The sequence below is a fragment of the Legionella bozemanae genome (genome assembly GCF_001648595.1).
GTDB classification, from domain to species: domain Bacteria; phylum Pseudomonadota; class Gammaproteobacteria; order Legionellales; family Legionellaceae; genus Legionella; species Legionella bozemanae.
This window is the reverse complement of sequence record NZ_LBAW01000011.1, coordinates 48,096-72,151: the sequence shown is the minus strand read 5'-3', so window position 1 is coordinate 72,151 and position 24,056 is coordinate 48,096. Positions and strand designations below refer to the sequence as shown.

Here is a 24,056-nt window from a genome sequence, read left to right as displayed (position 1 = left end):
TTATTGTACAATGTTGTATATAATTATAATATGGTGTAAGAGGATACAGCTCTATGTCGATTGCAAAAGAAAACCTAACAGAACATCTTACCTCAGATGAACTCGCCCTTATAAATGAAAAACTTGACAGTGCCATACAAGCAAAAGTAGGCAGTGGTGAGCTTAGTTTTTCCTCACCTGGAGATGGAGCTGATCCTAACCCTTCTACAATCGATCTGAGCCAATTTGGCTTACGTAATCCAGAAGATATAAAGATTTTCTTATTATCGCCTGCTGGGGAAACAGTAACCCATGAAATTGGCGCCGAGTTAGCTCTTGAGAGAGCCATTGAAGAAGAGCGGCAACTGCAAATACAAGAAGAAATCACGATGCAAGAGCGGAGAAGAGGTTTTCTATTCCAGTGGCTGCTCGCAGAGGAAGCTGAAGCCCAAAAAGCGCAAAATGAGTTAATCCAAATGCAACAGGATAAGGTCTTAAAAAATGATCAAGTTCCATTGAAAAGCCCACCTACTGAACTAAAATCAGAGACTAAAGAGGCCATTAAAAATTATACTGAAGCTATAGAAAAACTTCAGCAAGATATAAAAACACTTGAGCAGCATGAAGAAAAGTTAAAAACTGAACGAAAAATGCTTACTGAAAAATATAGTACATACAATGAGGGTTTAGATAAATTTAATGCACCTCAGTTTGAAGCACAATCAGAAAAGCAAATTAAGAAACAAATTAAAGCCCTCCAAAAAGAAGCCGATTTAATCTCAGATAAGATGATGCGGCCTGGTCTAAAAGATGAAGATATTTATCGATTAGGAAATGAGCTCAATACAGTCGGTCTAAAAATTGCTAGCTTGGAAGACATCCTTGCCGCTAAACGACAAAACAAAGAACCTGAAAAAATCTATGCTGATATTAATGGAAATGTTAAAGATTCTGCAGGAAATGACATTACTAAAGAAGATGCTGCATTTGTTCTTTCAAAAGATCAAAAGATTGAGAAAGATAAAGATGGAAATTATTATCTTCTAAAAAAAGAGCAAGAATTAAAAAATATGACGCCAGAGGAAATAGCTCAGGCCAAATGGGATTTCCAAAATAAAAAGAAAGATCTCACAGTAAAAGTATTCGCTGATGCTGAGGGAAATGTTAAGGATCCCGAGGGAAATGCCATTACGTACGGCAAGGCTGCTTTTGTTCTTTCTAAAGGTCAAAAAATAGCGAAAGATAAGGAAGGGAATTACTACCTTTTAAAAGAAGGTCAAGATTTAGACACTATGAGTGATAGTGACAAAAAACAGGCAAAGAACGACTTCCAACATAAAAAAAACGATCTCAAAATTGTAAAAGATGTAGTTAAAGATGTGGAGAAGGAAGAGCTGAATCTCAATACCGCACGCAGCACTCAAGCCAAAGCTGAAAAACTAATGGCACAAAACCAACTTACTTTAATGCAATCTGCTCGTGCAAAGGCAGAACAATCTTTAAACCCTGCTTTGTCTATGCAACCCCCGCAATCCACGATCACGTCAGGTAATAACTTTGGCTTGAACGCAATATCCATTCCAACGCCGACGCAATCTAAAGGAACTTCACCTTCAATGCCGTCACCGCAACAAATTTTAACTGCTGCTGCATTCGTCCAAACTGTAAACAATGGACAAAAACCCATCACTTGGGGCTCTCTATTTACTACAGTCAAAACAATACAAGATCCAAAATCACGTGATAAAATGGACGACTACGTTACAGATAAGGCGAAGAAAACTTTATCAAAAGACGAACAAAACGAATTGGATAAAAATCCGGAAACATTAAAAGAAAAAATCAAACGTATGTTAGAAATGGCACCTGTTCCCCCAACAACGATGAACGATTTATTGAAAAATATGCCTAAATTTGGGGAAGACTCCTATAAGAATAATGTTACTTCCGAATTGAGTCCAGTGGAAAAACGAGAGGAACAAGTCAGCACTCCATCCTCACCTAGATAACAAGCAATTCACCCCTATCCGAGCATTCCATAGAATGCTCGGTGCATACTTTAAACACCGTAATTTTCTTTTTTCAAACTAATTAATATCCCTAATTTATTTCAAATAAGAATCACTAATATACTTGCCAACACAAGCCAACTCTTCTAACATTAAGTTTTGTAATTTAACCCATTTGAAACAAAGTTTACTAAAAAATATATAGCATCATCCGCTCCAGCTTGCAACGATGTATAAAACTTAGAGGATGACACTATACATCACCATAGGACTAGCTATGATCTTAGATAAGTTACTTGGCAATCAATCTGTAATTATATCCTTGGATGTAGACAATTTTTTGTTTGAACGGTTAGAGCAAATTAAAACAGCCGGTTTCGATTTAGTTGAAATTAATTCAACAGATCAAAAATTATTAAATCAGGCAATTACTCGTTATCCTTCGCTTAAAATCGGTGCCGGCGGAGTGATTGATACACAGCAACTTGAAAATTGCTATCAGGCTAATGTACATTTTGCCACCAGCCCTGGTTATTTGCCCGCCATTGCCCACACAGCAAATGTTTACTCGCTGAATTACTTACCCGGAGTTGCGACGATTTCAGAAGCAATGGCAGTAATGAGCCTAGGCTATGTGCATGTTCGTCCATTTCCAGCTGATTTGGCCTTTTGCACTCTTTTGAATAAATGCCTCCCACATTTAAAATTGCTCCCTGCCGAAATTGAATGGGAAGAAGCAGAACATTTCCTTAATTTACCCGCTGTAGCGGCAATAAGTATACATAATCCCGATACAAAACAGCTCAGTGCGCTTACAACAAGTATTTTGGCGTAACAATATGTTTTATTTATAAAGATCAGAATTCAACTTAAGTACTGCCAAGATAGATAATAATCCTTAAGGTTGAGTAATCTATAATATAGTCACTTTAACGCCCTGATTATGCTCACTGATGCTCTATTAGATAGAACAGTAATTATTCTCTCCTCGTATAACGGGCAAACTAAAACCGATCCTGCCTTCAATCTGCACAAGCTAGGCATCAAAAATGCGCTCATTGGATTTATTGAACAATGCAAATTATTGCCACTTGCTCAACAATTAGAGCATATCGCTAAGGAAATGAAAGAAAAAACAGGAGATATGGCTGCTAAAATTGAGCATGAGAGTAGCCAAAAACGAACTTGGACCTTAGTTTTTACTTTAGCGGCTTTGGCATTAGAACGTAAACAAAATCTTCCTGAAAATCATCCTGAAATTGTACCTATTAATAAACTATTATCCGGATTAAGCAACGGTTGGGTTCATGGATTTGGTTCTATAGGACTTGGATTAAACCTTAATGTAGAAGCAATTAATAACCTTATAGAAGGAATGAAGGAGTGGATACAATATTTTGACATCAATCAAGGCATGCAAAACAAACACGAAGTTTTATTAGCTCTTTATGCTGCTGCATGTTCACTTGAGGAAAAACTATCAAGCTATCGCATAATACCTAAAAAATTTAAAGATGAAATGGCAACAATAAAAAGCTTGATTGCTAATAAATTTAATGACTTAAAAAATAAGTTGGAAGAAGAAAACAGAAACAGAATAAGTAGCGCTTTGCAAGTGTTGGGACCTGACGAAGACCCTTTATATCGTCAATTCAAAGAGCAGATAATTAGATTAAAAACATAACAAGAAGCAATGCAACAAAAAAGAGACAGCTTTCCAAAAGATAAATTGAATCGATTACAAGAATTACAGCTCTTGCTGAAAAAGCAAGAGATACTATCTGAAACAGAGATACTGAGTCAATTCTGGGAGAAGTATAATACTCCAGAAAAATTTACAGGGATCCTAAATGATCTCGAGATCCCAGTAAGTGAAAGACCTGGATGGCAAGAGTATTATAATTACCAGCATGGCTCCTTTAGACAACAATTTTTTTCAGTATTTTTGACCGGCTCTTGGGGAATACCTCAACAGTTGGGAGGAATTCCAAGTAATACAATTTCTGTAGACTCTCTTAGTTCTAAAAGCGGAGCTGTGATACAACGACTCGAAGTGATGCGCGCTGAAATTAAACAACAGAAATTAATTCCTGATGAAGAAAATCCGTCTCAACTTTTTGAGAACATAGAACAAAATTTAAAAGTCTTATCAGGTTTTAAAAAGGTTAGTCTTGAATCAATAACGGAACAATTTGAAAAAAATAGAGGAGGACAGGCCTCAACGAAAGCATTGGTACAGGTAAATAGTGATATCGATTTACTTAAAAAAAATTTGCACGCACAAAAACGTTTAGTTGAATCTCTTCAGAATATTTATGCTCAAATAAACAAAATAAAACACCATGTAGATTGTAGTGAACTCGAAAAAACGTGCGAAGCTCTTCTAGATAAAGTTGTTAAAACCATTAGCTACACTGAAATACCTTCAGATTTACCAACCTCACAAAAAATTAATACCTTGAGTCTCTCAATAGATAGAGCCATTGATAATGTAGAAGGCATCCAACGGAGTATTAATATCCTTGTACATTCGAAACAAAAAACAATGATTGAATTGGTGACTGGATTTATTAACTCTAAGGAAAATACATTCGGCCATAAACTATTATTAATTTTTTCTCCTGCCTATAAAAAAATGTTCAAAGACTTAAAAGAGGCTACAACAGCAAAAGAGGTTAGCTCAGAGGAGTCATCTGAAAAAAGTTTTAATAAAATTAAAGAGATACTAGGCCTATCCGATGAACATGCTCGTGAGAAAGAAATTAAAAATCAATTTAAGACTCTAAAGGAAGAAGCACAGAAAACTTTAGATGGAGGATCCAGGGTAACAATTCCAGTTCATAATTAAGTTTAAAAATGAGCCTCTTTTTAGAAAAAGCACGCTTGCAACACCATTTTGGCATACTTCCAGTTTATTTCTTATAACTATTATTTAATTCGTGACCTGTTTGTATTTCATATTGTCTTAATATAATCATGTTATAATAAATTAAGCACTGTGATTTATTTTAGGTCTATTATGTTTTCAAAAGAATCTGTAGACTCAACCGAAAAGAAACTTTTAAGTTTTAGTCCAGAAACGGAAAATGTAAAATTAGATAAATTTAAGAAGTCTATAGAAACAACCTTTAATCCTTTTATTAGCGATGTTAAAAAAGAACCTCTTGCGAATCAGTTAAAATTCATTGAAGAAAATTTGAAAAAACAACTTCCTTTGAAGAAAAGGCTGCGCTTTCTTTTTTTTCTGGCAGTAACTGCAACGGTACGTGGTGAAAAACTGACAGAAAATCATCCAGAAAAAGCACCTATCAATGAACTATTATCTCATCTAAGTGACGGATTTATCAATGGTTTTACTGGTTTTATGAACGCTCCTAAATTCAGGCTAGTGATGGATGTTATAAAAAGTTTCAACGAATGGTCTAAGGCATATAAAATCGATGATCCAGAAATGAGTCATAATGTCTTGCTTGCTTTTTATTGTATGGCCTGTTTTTTTGAAACTCAATTAGACCATCCCCTGATTCCTAAAAGTGCAGGGAAAGATTTGGAAGAAATGAAGGGGCAAATAAAACAACAGTTTACTCAATTAGCACAAGCATATGGAGATTCGTTAAAAAACAGTGAATCATCACACAGTAGTGCCTTACAACAATTAACTCCCGAGAAACAGGCATACAAACAATTTCAGGTAAACTTGGCGTCAATAAAAGAACACGAAGCTAAAGTTGTACGGATGATGCAATTGAGGCAGATCTTATTAAGTAGTCATCCTAGAAATGCAACTCCAATAGAGAGATTTTGGGCGCATTATCAAACTCAAGAACAGTTTAACCAACTCATGGATGATCTCGAAATAAAGCCAGATCAAAGAAAACATTGGCAGGCATTTTTTAATGCAGAGCGTGGCAATTTCTCCCAAAAAATTTCGGGAGGATTCTCTATCATTCTTTTTCCTAATGCTATAGGTGGTACTCCAAGTGATTTTTTCTCTCTAGGCATGCTTACTCGGGAAAATACTCTCGCTTTAAGTAAATTAAAGGTTAATTTAATAACATACAAAGACCCTACTAAGCTTGTTGCTGAGATTCAAAGTGAATTTAACGAGCTAAAAACAGTAGAAAAAAAAGATATACAAACATTAAAAGCGCATCAGTCACAAATTAAATCAACTAAAGGTATAAAAGAAGGTATTATTGATATCGTACTTTCTGATGTTAATGCATTTCAACGACATTTACTTGCTCAGGAACAATATGTCCTTCATCTGCAAAAGATTCATACAAAGATATTAGAGTTAGAAGCGCTAGGAATTAAGGCCGATGATTTACTTGGTCCCTTTAAGGTGATGCTTGATCATGCAGTAGAAACCGTTCCGCATGGGGATAAACAAATAGATCAAAAATCACCTGAAGAAAAAATCGACGCTTTGCTTCAAGGAATAAGAAAAACTCAAACAGATGCTGGAGAACTCGGAGAAGAAATCCAAAAAGATGTAGCTAAAATACGCGGTCTGGTACATAGTGATTCCAATGATGCTCTTCTTAATGCCACGGATCGATTTATCCAGAAACATGAAAAGAATTTCCTTCATAAGATATTATGTTTTTTCTCTAAAACCTATAAAGAAATGTTTGAGTCTTTGCAAGATGCTGTAAAGGCAAAAGACACTACCCAGATAGCAAGTATTTTAGTAGGAAAGGCAGAGGAATACGCTAAGACACGTCCCGTAAAAATGTTATTTGATGAGGCACAGGAATTGCAAACATTAAAAACAACACCCGCGAACAACGGCTGAGGCAAGCTCCATCAGAGAGTTTGGTCACTTGAATAGATTAGTAACGCCAAATTGACTCAATATACACTGAGTCATTCTCTATTCACCAACAGATCCAGAAGAAAAAAGCCAGCACCAATACAAATTGCACTATCCGCTAGATTAAATGTAGCAAAATGATGATGCTTATAATAAACATCAATAAAATCAATCACATAGCCATCAAGTGCTCTATCGATCAAATTACCAATCGCACCACCTAAAATAAGACTAATGCCAACTAAAAGGAATCGAGACTGGCTTTCAGTACGATACAACCAGACAGCAAGTATAACGCTCACGATGAAGCTAAAACCGGCAAAAAACCATCTATGCCAATCTCCGGCACCGCTTAAAAAGCTAAAAGCAGCGCCAGAATTATAGGCCAAAGTAAGATTAAACATTGGAAAAACAGGTAATGGCTTATAGGGAGTTAAAAAAACACTCGCTAAGTACTTACTTACTTGATCAAAAACAATCACTATAAGACTGAGCATAAACCATGGCCATTTTCTCATATAAACTGCCTCATTTCCTCTTGGCCGCTAATATTGCCAACACAACGTAAGCAGAGCTCAGGATGCTGGGAATTTTGACCCACATCAGGCCGTCTGTGCCAACAGCGAGCACATTTTTCATGTGGACTTGCCGAAACGGCAATAGAAACACCATATGCTGTAGCCGCTATACCAGCTGGAGCTGAATTCATAGGATGTACTGCGGCACCAGATGTGATGAGTAAAAAGCGCAATTCCTCACCCAAACGAGTCAGTTTAGGCAATACTTTGTTGTCCGCATATAAAGTGACTTCTGCAGCCAAAGCAGAGCCTATTTCGCCTTTTTGACGTGTCTCTTCCAAAGCCTTATTCACTTCGTCACGGATTAAATGCAATTCATCCCAATCGTCCATGTTCACATCATCAATCTTTGGCCAGGCATCATACCAAAGTTCGGTAAAGACCGATTCTTGATTATAACCGGGTATATAACGCCCTATCTCTTCTGCTGTGAAAGACAAAATAGGCGCCACCCAAAGAGTAAATGCCCTAATGATGTGATACATTGCCGTTTGGCAAGAACGTCTGGCTTTGCTTTCTTTTGCGGAGGTATATTGCCGGTCCTTAATCAAATCAAGATAAAAACTTCCCATGTCTACCGCACAGAAATTATGAAGTTTCTGATAAATCACATGAAATTGATAGCTTTCATAAGCTTCGATAATTTCTTTTTGTAAAAGCTGGCTGCGCTTTAACGCCCATTTATCCAATTCCAAAAGATCTTTGTTGTGTACGCCATCAACTGCTGGGTCAAAATCGAATAGGTTTGCTAATAAAAAACGGGCTGTGTTGCGAATCCTTCGATAAGCGTCTGCATTTCGCTTGATAATTTCATCTGAAATACTCACTTCATGTCGGTAATCCGTGGAAGCGACCCACAAACGTAAAATATCCGCACCGTGTTGGTTAACCAACTTATCCAAAGCAACATAATTCCCTTTGGATTTAGAAAGCTTTTTACCCTCAGCATCCACAGTATAGCCATGAGTCAATACTGTTTTATAAGGAGCAATACCATACATAGCAACAGAAGTAGTCAATGAAGAGTTAAACCAGCCGCGATGCTGATCTGAACCTTCAAAATAAATATCTGCAGGGAAAGATAACGCTTTATTTTGTTGCAAAACACAGAAATGAGTTACACCAGAGTCAAACCACACATCCATAGTGTCGTTAATTTTGTCATATAATTCAGCATCATCTCCTAAAAGCGCTTTTGCATCCATCTCAAACCAGGCATCAATGCCAGATTTCTCAATAAGCAACGCAACTTTTTCAATAAGCTCCAGTGTATTAGGATGCAATTCACGAGTCGTGTTATGAACAAATAAGGGCATAGGAGTACCCCAAGCTCTTTGTCTTGATATACACCAATCAGGTCTATTTTCAACCATATTACTGATACGAGCCTTACCCCAATCAGGAACCCAAGTCACTTTATCAATTTCTTTAACAATATGTTCCCTTAACCGACCTTTATCCATTGAGATAAACCATTGAGGCGTCGCTAAAAAAATCATCGGGGATTTATGTCGCCAACAATGAGGATAACTATGTCGAATATTCTCTTTCGCTAAAAGAACTCCTTTTTCAGCCAAAACTTCCAAAATTGTGTCATTGGCCTTTAATACAGAAAGTCCAGCAAATAATTCAACATCATCAGCAAAACAACCGTTTCCTTTAACTGGATTAATTAAAGGCAATTTATAAGCTTGGCCGACCAAATAATCATCTGGTCCATGTGCAGGAGCTGTATGTACGCTTCCAGTACCGGATTCAGTAGTTACATGCTCGCCTAATACCACTGGCACAACTCGATTATAGAAGGGGTGTTTTAAGTTTAAATGCTCAAAAACCTTTCCTTTTGCTGACCCACAAATTGTATATTGGCTCACTCCGTAACGAGCCATAGTAGATTCAACCAAATCGGTGGCAAGTATTAAATAAGAATCATCTGTATCGACTAAAGAATAATCAATCGCAGGATGTAAGCACACAGCTTCATTAGCAGGTAAAGTCCAAGGAGTCGTAGTCCAAATAGGAAGGCTAACTGGCTTTGTTTTTGCATTTTTTTTAAACAATCCAATAAATTCTTCGGGATTCACCGCAAAAAAAGCAACATCAATAGAAGGCGAGGTTTTCTCGTCATAATCAACCTCTGCCTCAGCCAAAGCAGAACCACAATCAATACACCAATGTACTGGTTTAAAGCCTTGTTGCAAATGACCATTTTTAATCATCAAACCTAATGCGCGAACGATATTGGCTTCATAACGAAAATCCATAGTGACATAGGGATTATACCAATCTCCAAAAACCCCAAGACGTTGAAACTCATCCCGCTGAATATCAATTTGACTGGCGGCATACTCACGACATTTGGCACGAAACTCTCGTGCAGATACCTTATCACCAACACGCCCTATCTTTTTCTCTACATTGAGTTCAATAGGCAACCCATGACAATCCCAACCAGGAACAAATGGCGCGTCGTACCCGCTGAGTGATTTGGATTTAATAATAATGTCTTTAAGAATCTTGTTTAACGCATGTCCGCAGTGCAAATGGCCATTCGCGTAAGGAGGGCCATCGTGTAAAATAAAGTGCTTACTTCCGGCACGAGCATTACGAATTTTTTCATAAACTTTTTTTGCTTGCCAATTAGCCAAAACTTCAGGCTCTCGAGTAGCTAAATTTGCCTTCATTGGAAATGAAGTATTAGGGAGATTTAATGTATCTTTGTATTCTGCCATAAGAGTTTACTCTGCGAAATCGTTAAATTGTTTGGTGACTATTCACCCTATACTGTCCCTATTTATAGTGTATCTTGAATGAAAAATAATTTGAAAAAACCATACAGTATCATCCCTATCCTATTTTCAAAATGTTTTTCATTCAACCTGCACTCAAATCTATTCCCAACATTGATACAGAGGCCTTTTCATTACAATTCCTGAGGAATTCCTTTGCCGCTGCAATATCATCATAAATCTGTGCGATTAAAGCCTCCACCGAAGTGAATTTAACCTCATCGCGCAATTTGTGCAAGAAAAACACCTGCATCAATTCACCATATATTGACCGCTCAAAATCAAATAAATGCACTTCCAAAATATTTTTGCTGCCATCTACTGTAGGACGACGTCCAATATTCGCTACCCCATACACCATTTGCGAAGCAATTCGAACTCGAACTACAAATACTCCCTGCAAAGGCAAAGAATAGCGATGCAACGCCAGATTTGCCGTAGGAATACCCCACTGTCGCCCACGCCCGTCTCCATGTAATACACGACCACAAATACTATAAGGTCTACCTAGATATTTTGCTGCTGTATTCAGATCGCCATGTTGCAATGCCGTTCTAATTCGTGTTGAGCTGATTCTATTTTCGTTAATACAAAAATTTGAATAAATGCTTATATCGCAGGCATATTCCGAACCAAGCTTTTTCAACAAGCTCACATCGCCTTCTCTATTTTTGCCAAAACGGAAATCTTCACCTACCAAGAGATATTTCACATTGAGCGTAGAAAACAAATAAGTGCGTGCGAAATCATCTGCAGAAGTTTGCGCTAAGCTATTATTAAATTTAAAACAGTATATGTAATCAATCTGATATGAGCGTAATACATCCAATTTTTCTCTTAAACTGGAAAGTCTTGCTGGAGCTTTCTCTTGTTGGAAATATTCTCTAGGCTGAGGCTCAAATAGAATTAGGACTAAAGGTAACTTTAAATCATTTGCTTTGTTTTCTAAAGTCCTAATAAGATTTTGATGCCCTAAATGCACGCCATCAAAATTACCAATAGTAGCGACCACGCCTTTATCAAACGCAGAAAAATGTTGAATGCCGCGCAACAATTTCATAAGTAATTCAATCGTGTAACTCGAAACCCAGTAGTATACTTGTTTTCTGCTCCGTTGAGAAATAGTAAGCGAGTTGAAACAAACTATTAAAATAGAAGCATTTATAAGCCAAACGAAGCCAAGTGAACCTGGATAAACAGAATTAATATAAACCCGGGTTACGCTTCGCTGCACCCAGGCTACATTTTTATACTTGATTCTTACGCTTTAGAATGTTTCTCAGGTATGGATCGGACAATTAAAACATCGCATTCAGCGCCATGCAAAATGGAATTTGCTGTTGAACCCAATAATAAGGAAAGACCATGCTTGCCATGACTCCCCGTAACAATCAAATCAATATGTCGCTCTTGTGCGACCCTTAAAATTTCATTTTTAGTGGAGCCAAATTCAATAAATCGGTGTTTTGCATCTACCCCTAACTTTTCACCCAATTCATTGAGTTCTTTTTCAGCTTGCTCGCGAATAGATAATTCAACTTCAGCAAATCCGGCAAACCCAGGATAAGCATAAGCAGGAATGGGTTCTACGACATGAACTAATATCAAATCAGCGCCGTTCTCATCAGCAATTTTTTTTGCCTTATGCGCTGCTATAACACCTACTTCGTCAAAGTCAGTAGCAAACAATACCCTCTTATACATCATTTTCTCCTTATAATTCTGATGCCTATTTATAGACTAGCAGATTTAAAATTAATTGCATTACAAAAAGATATGTTTTGTATCCCGAAAGTAATGAATCAAATCTCATAACTGAACACGCTCACCCTATTAAATCAGAGGCGCCGATTAATTGGATGTATGAATAACTATTTTAAAAACATCAATGCAATAAGTGGATTGTGGAACAAATTTTGTTGGGTCGAACGACTCAACTTACTCGCTATGGTCCATTTTGAAAGATGGATCCGTGTCTACACAGAGATGACAGCCTTTTAGCATCATTGAAATTGTACTATTGATAAACGCTTAGATAAAATCAAAAATTGATGGGGACCTCAAGATTATAATGTACTCTACAGCAAAATCACTCCAGATTTTTATCTTTTAACCTCAGATGCTCTTCAGCTTTTGCAATTGCTTTCCGAATTACTTGAGCTTCTTCTGATTGTTCTGGAGCCAGTTTTAACAAACGTTGCCAATAACGTATTGCATCTTCATACGCATGACTTACAAAAGCATCCATCGCGAGCATCGCCAATGCATCGGGCTGATTTGGATTATTTTTTAATAATCGGCTAAATACTTCAGTGATCTGTTCAGTAAATTGCTGATTATTCAGTACCCACAAACTGTGCGCATAGTTCACTGCATATTGTTCATCATTTGGATTAAACTGATATGCTTTTGCAAAAGCATCTGCAGCATTTTGTTTTTCATTTTGGCTGCTGTACAAACGTCCCAAAAGATACCAACCTTTAGCACTTTTTGGGGTTTCATCCAATTTTGCACGCAATTTTTCAATTAATTCCTGTGGACTTTTAATCGATTCCAATATTTTTTTAGCCTGTTTCTGGGAATTAAGATGATGGACATACTCTTGCCATCCTCCAAAACCACCCCAATAAAAATATCCTGTAAATGCGCCTAAAAAGACAACAGGAACCAGCAATAGGCTGGCGATAAAACGGCGTCGGAATGGGTAAACCATGAACATACAGGCTAAGCCAGTCAAACCTGCTAATAATCCCAGTAACCACCATTCATTCATAAGAAACTCACTAAATTATGCATATTCCTTCTCTCGCGTTCCAAAACAAGTCCGCCAGAAAATAACAAATCCCAAGAGTAAAAATAAAATAGGTCCAAACCACAATAAAAGAGTTACAGCTTTAACCGGTGGATTAAACAGGATAAAATCTCCGTAACGAGCAGTCAAATAATCACTGATTTCACTATCGCTCTTACCCTCTTTCACCATTTGATAAACCTGATTACGCAAATCTTTAGCCAGTTCAGCGTTAGAATCTGCCAAATCTTGATTTTGACAAACCAGGCAACGCAAATCTTTGAGCAGATGATTAAATTGAGCTTCCTTTTGAGCAGAATCCAAAGGATAAGTACTGTTTGCCCAAACTGACGAACCTAAAAAAAGCAAAAACCCCAAAAAAATAAAATATGTTAGAACTCTCCCGAAACTTGCAACAAAACGAGAAGACATGAAGTCATATGAGGATTCGAGCACCGTATCGATGAAGTAAGCACCCTTTGCAGAGGCGTTTCGAAAGAGGTCTATTCTCATGAAGTCTGCTCCAACTGTTTCATTAAAGGCGAAATCTCTTTTAGCCACATCTCTTGAGTCATAATTCCAGCATGTCGATAACGGATGATTCCTTTTTTATCAATCACAAAAGTCTCTGGTGCGCCATAAACACCCAAATCGATAGCAACTTTTCCGTCCTGGTCTTGGATGACTCGCTTATAAGGATTTCCCCATTGCTTCAGCCAGCGGAGAGCATCATATGATTTGTCTTTGTAATTCAACCCATAAATTAGCACTCCTTCACGCGCCAATTGCAACATAAAAACCTGCTCATCGACACATGCTGCACACCAACTCGCCCAAACATTTAATAAAACCACCTGGCCATGTAATTGAGTGGAGCTAAAAAAAGAATTCGGATGATGTAATTCAGGCAGACTAAAGTGAGGTAATGGCTTCCCAAGTTGCACCGAAGGTAATTCATGCGGATTTAAGGACAAACCACGCCAAAGAAAAACACAAAGCAGCAAAAAAAGAGTAATTGGAATCACTTTCCATCCTATTTTTTTCATGCCTTCAACTCCTGGGCACCAATTATTGCTTGCTGCCTTTTTTGATAATATCGTCTATCTGTCAGTGCAAAAAAACCACCTGCCAAAATCATAAAACCACCAGCCCAAATCCAACGAATCAAGGGCTTATAATAAAGTCTTACAGACCAGGAACTATCAGTTAATGGCTCACCTAAAGCGACATAAATATCTCTAAACGGCGTTACATCAATTGCGGACTCAGTCATAGCCATTTGCCCCACTGTATAAAGCCTTTTTTCAGGATAAATCAGCTTGCTCTTGCCCTGATAATTTATTTTAAATTGAGCTTTAGTTCCTTTATAATTTGGTCCGTTTAATGGTTCCTGGTGCATAAATTCAATAGAATAACCAAGTAAAGATACTTTTTTTCCAGGTTCCATTTGTACATCATCTTGCACACCATACGCGGTAGAAACTGCAATACCAATTACCGTAGCTGCCACTCCCAAATGTGCGAGAATCATTCCCCAAAAAGCTCGCCCTACTTTATATAAACCACGATCAAAAATCCGTCTATAAGCAGCTTGAAATGTACTTAAAATCACCCAAAAAGCCAGACTTAATCCCATAAAAGCTGAACTATTAAATTCTTTAGTGGTAGTAATTAATAAAACCAAAGGAATTAAGAAGCTAAGAACAATTGTTTTCCAAAGTTTTTTTAATACACTTTGCCAATGATCTCTGTTCCATTTTAAATGAATACCAATTCCCATTAATAGCAACAGAGGAATCATTAAAGGGACGAATACAGCATTAAAATAAGGGGCTCCGACAGATAGTTTACCCAGGCCTAAACCTTCAACAAGTAATGGATACACCGTTCCCATTAAAACAGTGAGCATAATTACTACTAAAAAAACATTATTTAATAATAAAGCGCTTTCCCTGGAAAAAGGACTGGGGTTGCTGCTTGAATGTAAGGTTTGAGCTCTAAAAAGAAATAATAACAAAGAGCCACCAATAACAAATAATAAAAATCCTAAAATATATAATCCGCGCTGTGGATCTACAGCAAATGCATGAACTGAGGTCAAAACCCCAGAACGCACAAGAAAAGTACCTATTAAGCTTAAAGAAAAAGCTGCAATTGCAAGCAACATAGTCCATGCTTTAAATTGTTGACGCTGCTCAGTTACCGCCAAAGAGTGCAACAAAGCAGTACCTACTAACCAAGGCATAAAAGAGGCATTTTCGACCGGGTCCCAAAACCACCATCCGCCCCAGCCTAACTCACGATATGCCCACCAGCTTCCCAAAGTAATCCCAGCCGTTAAACAACACCAGGCAGCTAATGTCCAAGGTCTAGTCCACTTGGACCAACTGGCTTCTACTCTACCTGACCAAAGTGCTGCAATGGCAAAGGCAAAAGCTACAGAAAAACCGACATACCCCATATACAACATTGGCGGATGAAATAAAAAACCCGGATCTTGCAATAAGGGATTCAAATCACGACCTTGGGTATCTAAAACTTGAAATTGGCGTAAAAAAGGGTTAGATGTAGTCAGCAAAAAAAGAATAAATCCAATGCCTAACCAACCAAGAACAACTAAAACACGAGTACGCATTTCCTTATCCAAACCCGCACTGCAAAAAGCCACCAGCAACGTCCAAAAACTCAGAATAGAGACCCATAACAGCATGGAACCTTCATGTCCCCCCCAAACCGCACAGAGTTTATAAAACCAAGGCAAGTTAATGCTGGAATTACTGAGTACGTAAATTACCGAAAAATCATCATTTAAGAAACAACACGTGAGGAAAAGATAAGATAAGGCAATAAAGAAGAACTGGCAGACTGCATAAGTACTTGCAGCATCTATCCAATTATTTCGTTTCAATTGCAATCCTGCGAGTGGAATTAATGCAAGCATTATGGAAGAAAGCAAAGCCAAAACCAAAGAAAAAAACCCTAATTCTGCAATCATGAATGTACCTTTTGGGATAAAGCTGCTTTCACTTCCGGCGGCATATAATTCGCATCATGTTTCGCCAATACCTGTGAGGCACGAAAATGTTGATTATCAAGCAGCTGCCCTTCAGCAACTACTCCCTGCCCCTCTCTAAATAAGTCTGGAAGAATACCCGTATATTTTACGGTAATGGTTTGATTAAAATCGGTTATTTTAAATACAACATCCAAACCCTTTTTCGAGCGAATAATAGAACCCTTTTCAACCATCCCCCCCATACGAATATTATGCTGTTGTGGGGCTTCACCCGCTACAGCCTGGGTAGGAGTATAGAACAAGCTTATATTTTGTCTCAGCGCATATAAAACCAGTGCTGCAGCGGTGGACAAAATAGACAGGGTAAATACTAAAATCATTATCTTGCGTCGGCGTGCTGGAATCATTTTTATCGCTTAAACCATTGTTGTAATTTTTGACGTGTCTGTTTTCCTTTCCATTTCATACCTAATAAATTTATTACTAAAACAACACAAACCAAACCATAAGCCGGCCAGACATAAATTGAGTATCCACCCATTGTCAGCCACTCTAAAAATTGATTCATTTAAATTCCCCTTCAAATTGAATCTTGACCCAAGCTTGCCTCTTTTCCCTAAGCAATAATTCTTGACGTGCTTTCTCTAAAATAATCCACAAACAGTATAAAAAAAATCCAGCTATGGTTAACAATAAAGGATATAACATGCTTCCATCAATCTTGGGCTTGGCAAAGACTGACAAAGTAGAGCCTTGATGCAAAGTATTCCACCAATAGACTGAATAATGAATAATTGGTAAATCAATAATTCCTACTAAAGTTAAGATAGCAATAATTTTATCTCCATTGTCTTTATTTTTTATTGCATAGTGGGTTGCCAAAATCGCAGCATAAAGCAATAAAAGAATTAATTCAGAAGTCAAACGAGCATCCCAAACCCACCAGGCACCCCACATGGGTTTACCCCAAATACTTCCAGTTACCAATGCAAGAAAAGCCATACTAAGGCCCACTTGAGCAACAATATTAATTAAAAGACCTGCTATCTTAATACGCCAAACCAAAAGCAATACAGCTAGAAAACCCATCCAGGCATAGAGCATCATGGACAAAAAAGCACTGGGTACATGCACGTAAATAATGCGGAATGCGTCACCTTGTTGATAATCAGGCGGGGTAAATGCCAATCCCCAAATTATACCAACAACTAAAGTAACTAAAGCACCCCCTGCCAAAATTGGAGTAAAGCGTCCAGTAAAATTATAAAAAAGCTTAGGCGAAGCCAGTTGGTATAATAATTTCCACATAGGAATAATTGAAATCAAAAAAAGCGGATTTTAACACGTATCCCCCTATTCGCAAAACCCGGAAGCACTTAAAGTCTGTTGTCATTTCCCGAGCTTGAGCCAAAATGGCCTGATTTTCGAGTATTAAAGCACAGCATACACGGAGTATGTGAGCATCGGAACGCAGAAAATCGGACCATTTTGACCAAGCTAGTAGAGATGGAAACAGACCTTATTCAACATGACTGATACGCATCACCCCGGCAATTGCATAGGGTAAAAATCCTGTAGCAACTACAGACATTGCAAGTAATAAAGCTAAATAGGCGCTAATTGGCAATCCTTGCATGGCTATATTTAAAGTGCCACTTCCAAAGATAAGTAAAGGCAGGGTTAGCGGTAATAAAATTAAAGCCATCAAAAGCCCCTTCTGGTTAACTCCAACTCCAAATGCAGCGGCCAAAGCACAAAGAAACAGTAACGCTGGGGTGCCACAAATTATAGTAAGTGCAAGCACCTCTGTTTCCCAAACGCTCAATGAAAATAATAAAGCAACCACAGGACATAAAATGAGTAAAGGCAATAAATTAAATAACCAATGAGCAATGATTTTTGCACCAACCAACAAGGGCAAAGATTGACCGGAAACAATCCATTGTTCGATGACACCATGTTCATAATCTTGTTGAAATAAGCGCTCTGAAGAGAGCAAAAAAGACAAGAGTATCGCCATCCAGACTAAACCAGGAACTATGGTTTTAAGCAATACAGCTTCCGGCTTTAGAGTCAGGGGAAACATAAAAATAAAAATTAAGAAAAATAGACATGAATTCACTAAAAAACGAATTTGACGCACCTGAATAAGCAATTCACGTTTGCATTGTTTGGCAAATAAGGAAAAGGAAGAAATCACAAACAATACTCCTCATAATCAGAGGGATTTAGCGGTAATTGCTGGTGAGAAGTTAATAAAACTGAGCCACCCTGTTTTCGATGAGCTGCTATTTTATCCATAATTAATGTAATAGCCTTATCATCTAACGCGATTAAAGGCTCATCAAGAAGCCATAATTTGACATTAGAGAACCACAAGCGCAGCAACCCTGCTTGTCTGCGTTGTCCGGCGGATAATAAGCTGCAAGGAACATCGAGGTGGTGTTCGAGTTTAAAAATTGAAGCAAGCTCTTCTAAGTTATTATGCACTTCTTTCTTTATACTGCGTGATGAGGAAGCATAATGAAGATCAAAAAAGCAATTCTCTTTTAAAGTTAAATTAGGGTTAATACCTGTTTTGTGACCTACGAAACATACTTGACGTTGATAAGCAGAGTGGTCCCTGGCTATATTTTGTCCAAAAAATTGAATTTCACCTTGAAGCGGATGATATAAACCGGCAATTAGTTTTAATAGGGTCGTCTTGCCTGCACCATTTCTACCCCGCAAATGAAGCAATCCTCCTGCGGGCAAATGAAAATTTACTTTATCTAATAAAGGTTGATCCTGATAATCAAAATCAAGGTTAATCACATCAAGCATAGGAAATGATACACTTCTTTGGTTAGTATTTAAGTAGCCTGGGTTCAGCGCAGCAGAATCTCCTATACATCCCTGAAAAATCAGCTCAGCTCTATTCCGACGTCCCGCGGACAAGCCGCGGGGCGTAGGCAGAGATATGGTTAAGAGACAGCTTCGCTGAATCCAGGCTACGCTTAATAAAGAAATAGTACTCGAACTAAAAAACAAAACAAGTTTTAATTCATTGCTAAACCCTTCTCAAATTCTAAATCACTTCTTCGCTCAGCAACCATTTCTCTAAATGCTTTTATCGAAGAGGTATCGCGATTAAAAAACCAAGTTGTAAATCCTTGACTTGTAGCGAGTACATTATGTTTCGGACTATTTTCTAACGTCCCTACTACGTTATCAATATTTTCTGAAGTGGCTTTTTCAAGTTGGCTTTTAAAATTTAACAAAATTCTGCTTTTTAAATAATCACCTTTGAGGCCTTTATACTCTCCACCTAATTTATTACCATCTGCATTGAAAATATGGAATCTATTTTCGGAGGGATCTCTTACTTCGGCTTCATAATGAGTACCTTGCAAATAAAGATTTGGTTTTATAATTTCACGAATCTTTTCAATCAAATCAGTACAAATTCCATTCATAGACAGAGCAATTAAACCCTGAGCTTGAAGAGGTATGCTGGAAGGAACTTTTAATAAATTTGGAGCCATTACGATAGCTAAATTTGCTGCGGGCATTTTTGCTTTAGGTTTTGCTGATACATTATTTAACAGAACAAGTAAACGAAAGGCAATTTTTTTATTGATATCTGAACCTTCATTGAATAGATGATTTCTTAGGTCATTATATTCACTTGTTGCTTTATCGAAGGACGCTCCCCTTTCCTTTTGAGTTGCATGTATTTGTTCTTGAGCTTTTTTTAAATTATCAAATTTCTCATAGCTAAATAAAGGCTCTCCTATATTTTGCAATTCGCGTATTACTGCTTTAAGTAAAGCTGCTTGCTCAAGCTGTGTCAGGGTAGCAAAATCCATCTTGCCTTTCTGAATTTCAGCGATTTTAGAATCCATAAGAGGTTTGCCTCCAGATATTCTAAAAATTCCTTCGGACGCATCTTTTTCTATCGACTTACCCAAAATGCTAATTAGAATAAGTGCAGCATACTGCAAGTTCTGAATTTTTTTTGCCTTAATTTTTCATTTGATGGCATAAATAATACTCCTATTTTTTACAACTAATTTTCTTTCTACTTAATTGGGCTCTTGCGAACTGCCTTATTGATCGCCATAATTTGTTTTTATTTTTTTTAAGGTTAGCAATGGAATTTTTAAGTCAATACGGTATGTTTCTTTTAAAGTCAGTAACAATAGTTATTGCCTGCCTAGTCGTAGTTGCAGGTTTTTTTTCTATGAGCCGTAAACCAAAGCCTAAACTGGAGGTTACATCTCTAAATAAACATTATGATCATATCATATCCATAATGAACAAAGAAGTTCTTGGCAAAAAAACACCCAAAAAGAAAAAAAATAAAGAAGAACAACCCACGCTTTATGTTATTGATTTTCACGGCGATATTAGAGCCTCTCAGGTAGAACAACTTAGGGATGAAGTAACTGCAATTCTTTGTACTGCAAAGCCTAGAGATGAAGTTTTAGTTCGCCTGGATAGTCCTGGAGGTATAGTTAATAGTTATGGGCTGGCTGCTTCACAGCTTCAACGTATTCGTGATAAAAATATTCCTTTGACTGTAAGTATCGATAAAATGGCTGCCAGTGGCGGTTACTTAATGGCCTGTGTAGCCAATCAAATCATTGCTGCTCCTTTTGCAATTATTGGCTCTATAGGTGTAGTAGCCCAAATCCCTAATTTTCATCGTTGGCTTAAAAAACACGATATTGATGTGGAACTATTAACCGCTGGAGAATATAAACGCACTCTAACACTTTTAGGTGAGAATACTGAAAAAGGTAGAAAAAAAGCTCAGGATGATCTGGAAAAGATACATGCTGCTTTTAGAAATTATGTAGCGGAACATCGAGAACAACTCAATATAGATCAAGTTTCTACAGGAGAGCACTGGTTAGCCAAAGATGCCTTTGATCTGAATCTCGTAGATAAATTATGCACAAGTGATGACTATATAATAGAAAAAATTGCACGCTATAAAACATTCAAACTAACCGTTCCATCCAAAACATCTCTAGCCAATAAATTACTTAAGCCAGCGATGCGGTTTATGCACCCATGGGGTTAACACATCAAATTCAGCAGGTGAATTAAAACGATGAATAATAAAAAACCTTAATATTCAAAATACTGGGCTGAGCGGATGAATTTTAGATAATGGTGTATAATTAACTTATATTACAAAATGGAGTGAGCCATGAGTGACTTTAAATCGAAACTACCCGATCTCAAAGAGTTAGCTTCAATGACAAGCAAGTTATTTACAGATATTAAAAAGAGCGTTGGTGAAATCGTTCATAACTATAAAGAAAATAGAGCACAACAAGCAGAAGAAGCAGAACAAACAAAGGTAGAACCAGCTGAAGAAGCCAAACCCCAAAAACCTGTGGAGGAAAATAAAGCGGCTGCTGAACCGGCTAAACCTAGCGAACCTATTGAAACCATTGAGACTACTGAAGTTGTTGAAACTATTGAAATAGTTGAACCTAAAGAATCAAAAAAAGAATCAGAAGAAGAATCAAAAACTGATAACACCAAACAATAAATATTTTATCTGATTACGTTACGCCTGAGTGAAACAACTGTCTCTTAGTCACAAGTCAAGATTGTTGGGGAAAAGTCAGATTTGAGTCCAGATTGAGTGAAAGTGGTTCTCAAAAAGCGCAGCATAGATAACTATGTGAGCATTTGTTGAGACTATTTCACCCAAGATGTACCAAATATGGCTTTTCGGTGAGTTGTGTAGAAGATTCAGATGAAACACAGTGGAACCCGGGACTTATATGTATAGTCCTGGCCTATTTTAAATATCTGAATTACCTTTTGCTCAAACCCGCTCAGGGCGAGTAAGCCCGTATTTGCGCATTTTTTCAACCAGAGTGGTACGTCTCATATTTAAATAGCTTGCAGCATGAGCCACTACCCAATCTGATTCATTTAATGCTTGACTAATCAGTGCTAACTCAGTTTTTACCAGATGTTCTTTTAAGTCTATGCCTTCTGCAGTGAAAATCTGCTCCGGATTCATCACCTCTAATAAAGCCTCTCGTTCAGAATTGGAAGTATCAGATTCTGCATATAGGGGGGCATATTCACCACGTATCTTTTGTGGTAAATCTTCTTTATTCAAAATTCCTTTAGGATACAAAATAGTGAGTCGTTCCACCAAATTAGCCAATTCTCTGATGTTACCTGGCCAACTGTACTGGCTTAATGCAGTCATCGCATCCGGCATTAAACGTACACTTGGCCTGTTTTCGCTCTCAATGCGTGCGATCAATTCGTTAAATAACAGAGGAATATCCTCTGTCCGCTCTCTTAAAGGAGGCATTTCTATAGGAAATACATTAAGCCTATAAAATAAATCCTCCCTAAATTTTCCTTCCTTAATCGCTTCTTCCAAATTTCTATGTGTCGCGGCAATAATTCTTACATTCACATCGATGCTTTTATTAGATCCCACCCGCTCAAAACAACGTTCTTGCAACACTCTTAATAATTTTACCTGCATGGGCAAAGGCATATCCCCTATTTCATCAAGAAATAAAGTCCCTCCGTTTGCTAATTCAAATCGTCCTTGTCGCGAAGTAATTGCACCAGTGAATGCACCTTTTTCATGGCCAAATAATTCACTTTCAAGCAATTCTCCTGGAATAGCGCCACAATTAATTGGAATAAAAGGTTTCATACCTCTTGATGACAGAGCATGGATATTACGTGCGACTACTTCTTTACCTGTTCCAGATTCCCCAAGGATTAAAACACTTGCTTCAGTATCAGAAACTTGCTCTATTAATCGACGAACATTCCGAATGCTGGCACTGTTACCCACCAAGCTACGTAATAAAGGATTTTTATGATTGCTAATCATAATGGATTTTACTGCTTCTTTAGCAATTTGACATTGATGCAAAGATTCCATTATTTGAGCATAAGTAAATGGAAATGGCTGGCAAGAAACAACATTGCGCAATAGGCATTGGGTATTATTTAATTTTTGACCAACCATAATAATTGGAACTTTAGCAAACTTGTTTACCAAAGAATCCAACTCATTTATAGTTTCCTGAATTGATTCACTTGCACCAAGAAGAATAACATCGGGACTTATATCAGCAAGGCGCCACGCGCTATACTTACTGACTTCAGTAGATTCACCGATAAAATCCAGTATTGTGCACAACTTGCCGCAACGACTTTCATTATTATCAATGATAAGAACCTTGTCATTAATACTCATAAACTTATCCTTAAGTTTTATATACTTGCCACCATCATTCTCTCCCTTAAATCGAGGAAAGATTTCAATAATTAACCTATCGATAACACACGATTAATCGAAAAGCATTACACTGATTCCCGAAACACAATTCCTGGCTACCAATTGTTTTAGTCGCACTTACCTGGGTTTCTTTCACAAAATACTTAGCCTGCATAAATCCCATGCGATTGCAAAAAGAATTAGCTGCCCGTGAACCACAACCTTGCTTGTGGTCATAACACCAATCCACACGATAATCGTTAAAACGAGGGGCGGCAAAACGCTTTTCCCGATAGTGGTAAGGTTTTGGAGGGGTATGAGATAAGTCCGTAGCGCAAACAATAGTCATAAATCCGTTGCAACGCCAGCCCTTGCAGCTTTGACTGGTTGATAAATAATGTGTTAACCCGATATTGTAGGCTATTTCATTATCGCTGGAATAATCATAACCTAGCATTTGGCAATAATGATCTGCTACGATTTTGCCACATTCCTTACCATCTACGGTACAATAATCCAGACGCTCCCCTAGATAAGTAGGATGCCAGAAGTTTCGAAAAGCTTTATTGTGCTTTTCAGTTGTATTTGCTTGGCCCGAAAAGGAACAAAATAAAAAAACTAAAAACATAAAGTAACTAAAATTGATCATTAAAACAATCCTTTAGCGATTATCAAATCATGTTAGCCTATGACGCCTACTGGTACAAGAGTAACATAAGGTAAATCACTATTGATTTATTAAATGTAGCACATCTAGCTTCATTCATTTTTAAATAATAGTTATTTTTTTATGGTTAATCTGATAAAATAATGACCA

At 37.5% G+C, this 24,056-nt stretch carries 23 protein-coding genes; 7 read left to right on the top strand and 16 right to left on the bottom strand.

The genetic code is table 11. From position 1 onward, the window contains the following. Window positions 1-53: 53 nt before the first annotated feature. From A8O27_RS09905 to A8O27_RS09885, 5 genes are all read left to right on the top strand, one after another. A complete protein-coding gene (locus tag A8O27_RS09905) occupies window positions 54-1,988 on the top strand; it encodes a hypothetical protein (protein ID WP_058458134.1) in 1,935 nt (644 codons plus the stop codon). Window positions 1,989-2,265: 277 nt separating this feature from the next. Then, window positions 2,266-2,823, top strand: coding sequence for a beta/alpha barrel domain-containing protein (locus A8O27_RS09900; protein ID WP_058458135.1), 558 nt, complete (start codon window positions 2,266-2,268; stop codon window positions 2,821-2,823). Between the two features lie 108 nt (window positions 2,824-2,931). Next, on the top strand, window positions 2,932-3,672 hold the full coding sequence (locus A8O27_RS09895; RefSeq protein WP_058458136.1) for a hypothetical protein: 741 nt from the start codon (window positions 2,932-2,934) through the stop codon (window positions 3,670-3,672). A gap of 9 nt (window positions 3,673-3,681) precedes the next feature. Continuing rightward, window positions 3,682-4,836: a hypothetical protein gene (locus A8O27_RS09890; protein ID WP_058458137.1), complete on the top strand. Its 1,155-nt coding sequence runs from the start codon at window positions 3,682-3,684 to the stop codon at window positions 4,834-4,836. A gap of 171 nt (window positions 4,837-5,007) precedes the next feature. Beyond that, complete coding sequence (locus A8O27_RS09885) at window positions 5,008-6,786, top strand: hypothetical protein (protein WP_058458138.1); 1,779 nt, start codon at window positions 5,008-5,010, stop codon at window positions 6,784-6,786. A 71-nt stretch (window positions 6,787-6,857) separates the two neighbouring features. Here A8O27_RS09885 and lspA read toward each other — a convergent pair whose 3' ends face one another. The 14 genes from lspA to A8O27_RS09815 all read right to left on the bottom strand — a co-directional run bounded on the left by lspA (window position 6,858) and on the right by A8O27_RS09815 (window position 19,928). After that, the gene (lspA, locus tag A8O27_RS09880) at window positions 6,858-7,322 is read right to left on the bottom strand and encodes a signal peptidase II (protein ID WP_058458139.1); all 465 of its coding nucleotides are present in this window, start codon (window positions 7,320-7,322) and stop codon (window positions 6,858-6,860) included. Continuing rightward, complete coding sequence (gene ileS / locus A8O27_RS09875; protein ID WP_058458140.1) at window positions 7,319-10,114, bottom strand: isoleucine--tRNA ligase; 2,796 nt, start codon at window positions 10,112-10,114, stop codon at window positions 7,319-7,321. The genes lspA and ileS overlap by 4 nt, the downstream gene beginning before the upstream one ends. A 142-nt stretch (window positions 10,115-10,256) precedes the next feature. Continuing rightward, window positions 10,257-11,231, bottom strand: coding sequence for a bifunctional riboflavin kinase/FAD synthetase (ribF, locus tag A8O27_RS09870; RefSeq protein ID WP_058458141.1), 975 nt, complete (start codon window positions 11,229-11,231; stop codon window positions 10,257-10,259). A 200-nt stretch (window positions 11,232-11,431) separates the two neighbouring features. After that, window positions 11,432-11,875: a universal stress protein gene (locus A8O27_RS09865; protein WP_058458142.1), complete on the bottom strand. Its 444-nt coding sequence runs from the start codon at window positions 11,873-11,875 to the stop codon at window positions 11,432-11,434. Window positions 11,876-12,260: 385 nt separating this feature from the next. Next, the gene (locus A8O27_RS09860) at window positions 12,261-12,944 is read right to left on the bottom strand and encodes a tetratricopeptide repeat protein (protein ID WP_058458143.1); all 684 of its coding nucleotides are present in this window, start codon (window positions 12,942-12,944) and stop codon (window positions 12,261-12,263) included. Between the two features lie 15 nt (window positions 12,945-12,959). Next, entirely contained in the window at window positions 12,960-13,394 is a 435-nt protein-coding gene (locus tag A8O27_RS09855; protein WP_058458186.1) for a cytochrome c-type biogenesis protein, read from the bottom strand. A gap of 77 nt (window positions 13,395-13,471) precedes the next feature. Further along, entirely contained in the window at window positions 13,472-14,008 is a 537-nt protein-coding gene (locus A8O27_RS09850; RefSeq protein ID WP_058458144.1) for a DsbE family thiol:disulfide interchange protein, read from the bottom strand. Next, window positions 14,005-15,957: a heme lyase CcmF/NrfE family subunit gene (locus tag A8O27_RS09845; protein ID WP_058458145.1), complete on the bottom strand. Its 1,953-nt coding sequence runs from the start codon at window positions 15,955-15,957 to the stop codon at window positions 14,005-14,007. The genes A8O27_RS09850 and A8O27_RS09845 overlap by 4 nt, the downstream gene beginning before the upstream one ends. Continuing rightward, window positions 15,954-16,385: a cytochrome c maturation protein CcmE gene (gene ccmE, locus A8O27_RS09840; protein WP_058458146.1), complete on the bottom strand. Its 432-nt coding sequence runs from the start codon at window positions 16,383-16,385 to the stop codon at window positions 15,954-15,956. The genes A8O27_RS09845 and ccmE overlap by 4 nt, the downstream gene beginning before the upstream one ends. 2 nt (window positions 16,386-16,387) lie before the next feature. Next, a complete protein-coding gene (ccmD, locus tag A8O27_RS09835; protein WP_058458147.1) occupies window positions 16,388-16,546 on the bottom strand; it encodes a heme exporter protein CcmD in 159 nt (52 codons plus the stop codon). Further along, complete coding sequence (gene ccmC / locus A8O27_RS09830) at window positions 16,543-17,301, bottom strand: heme ABC transporter permease CcmC (RefSeq protein WP_259293086.1); 759 nt, start codon at window positions 17,299-17,301, stop codon at window positions 16,543-16,545. Before ccmC ends, ccmD begins: the two co-directional genes overlap by 4 nt. Window positions 17,302-17,497: 196 nt before the next feature. Then, window positions 17,498-18,178, bottom strand: a complete 681-nt coding sequence (ccmB, locus tag A8O27_RS09825; RefSeq protein WP_058458148.1) for a heme exporter protein CcmB — start codon at window positions 18,176-18,178, stop codon at window positions 17,498-17,500. Continuing rightward, window positions 18,175-18,801, bottom strand: coding sequence for a heme ABC exporter ATP-binding protein CcmA (gene ccmA, locus A8O27_RS09820; RefSeq protein WP_058458149.1), 627 nt, complete (start codon window positions 18,799-18,801; stop codon window positions 18,175-18,177). The genes ccmB and ccmA overlap by 4 nt, the downstream gene beginning before the upstream one ends. Window positions 18,802-19,016: 215 nt before the next feature. Beyond that, window positions 19,017-19,928: a RhoGAP domain-containing protein gene (locus A8O27_RS09815; protein ID WP_160116285.1), complete on the bottom strand. Its 912-nt coding sequence runs from the start codon at window positions 19,926-19,928 to the stop codon at window positions 19,017-19,019. A 182-nt stretch (window positions 19,929-20,110) separates the two neighbouring features. Between A8O27_RS09815 and sohB the strand changes: the two genes are divergently transcribed. Both sohB and A8O27_RS09805 read left to right on the top strand, forming a co-directional pair. Then, window positions 20,111-21,046: a protease SohB gene (sohB, locus tag A8O27_RS09810; RefSeq protein ID WP_058458151.1), complete on the top strand. Its 936-nt coding sequence runs from the start codon at window positions 20,111-20,113 to the stop codon at window positions 21,044-21,046. 129 nt (window positions 21,047-21,175) lie between these two features. Further along, window positions 21,176-21,523 (top strand): hypothetical protein, encoded by a 348-nt coding sequence (locus tag A8O27_RS09805; RefSeq protein WP_058458152.1) that lies wholly within the window; start codon window positions 21,176-21,178, stop codon window positions 21,521-21,523. A 282-nt stretch (window positions 21,524-21,805) separates the two neighbouring features. On the opposite strand, the gene A8O27_RS09800 is transcribed toward A8O27_RS09805, so the two are convergent. Beyond that, complete coding sequence (locus tag A8O27_RS09800) at window positions 21,806-23,218, bottom strand: sigma-54 dependent transcriptional regulator (protein WP_058458153.1); 1,413 nt, start codon at window positions 23,216-23,218, stop codon at window positions 21,806-21,808. A 76-nt stretch (window positions 23,219-23,294) separates the two neighbouring features. After that, entirely contained in the window at window positions 23,295-23,888 is a 594-nt protein-coding gene (locus A8O27_RS09795) for a hypothetical protein (RefSeq protein ID WP_058458154.1), read from the bottom strand. Window positions 23,889-24,056: the final 168 nt, after the last annotated feature.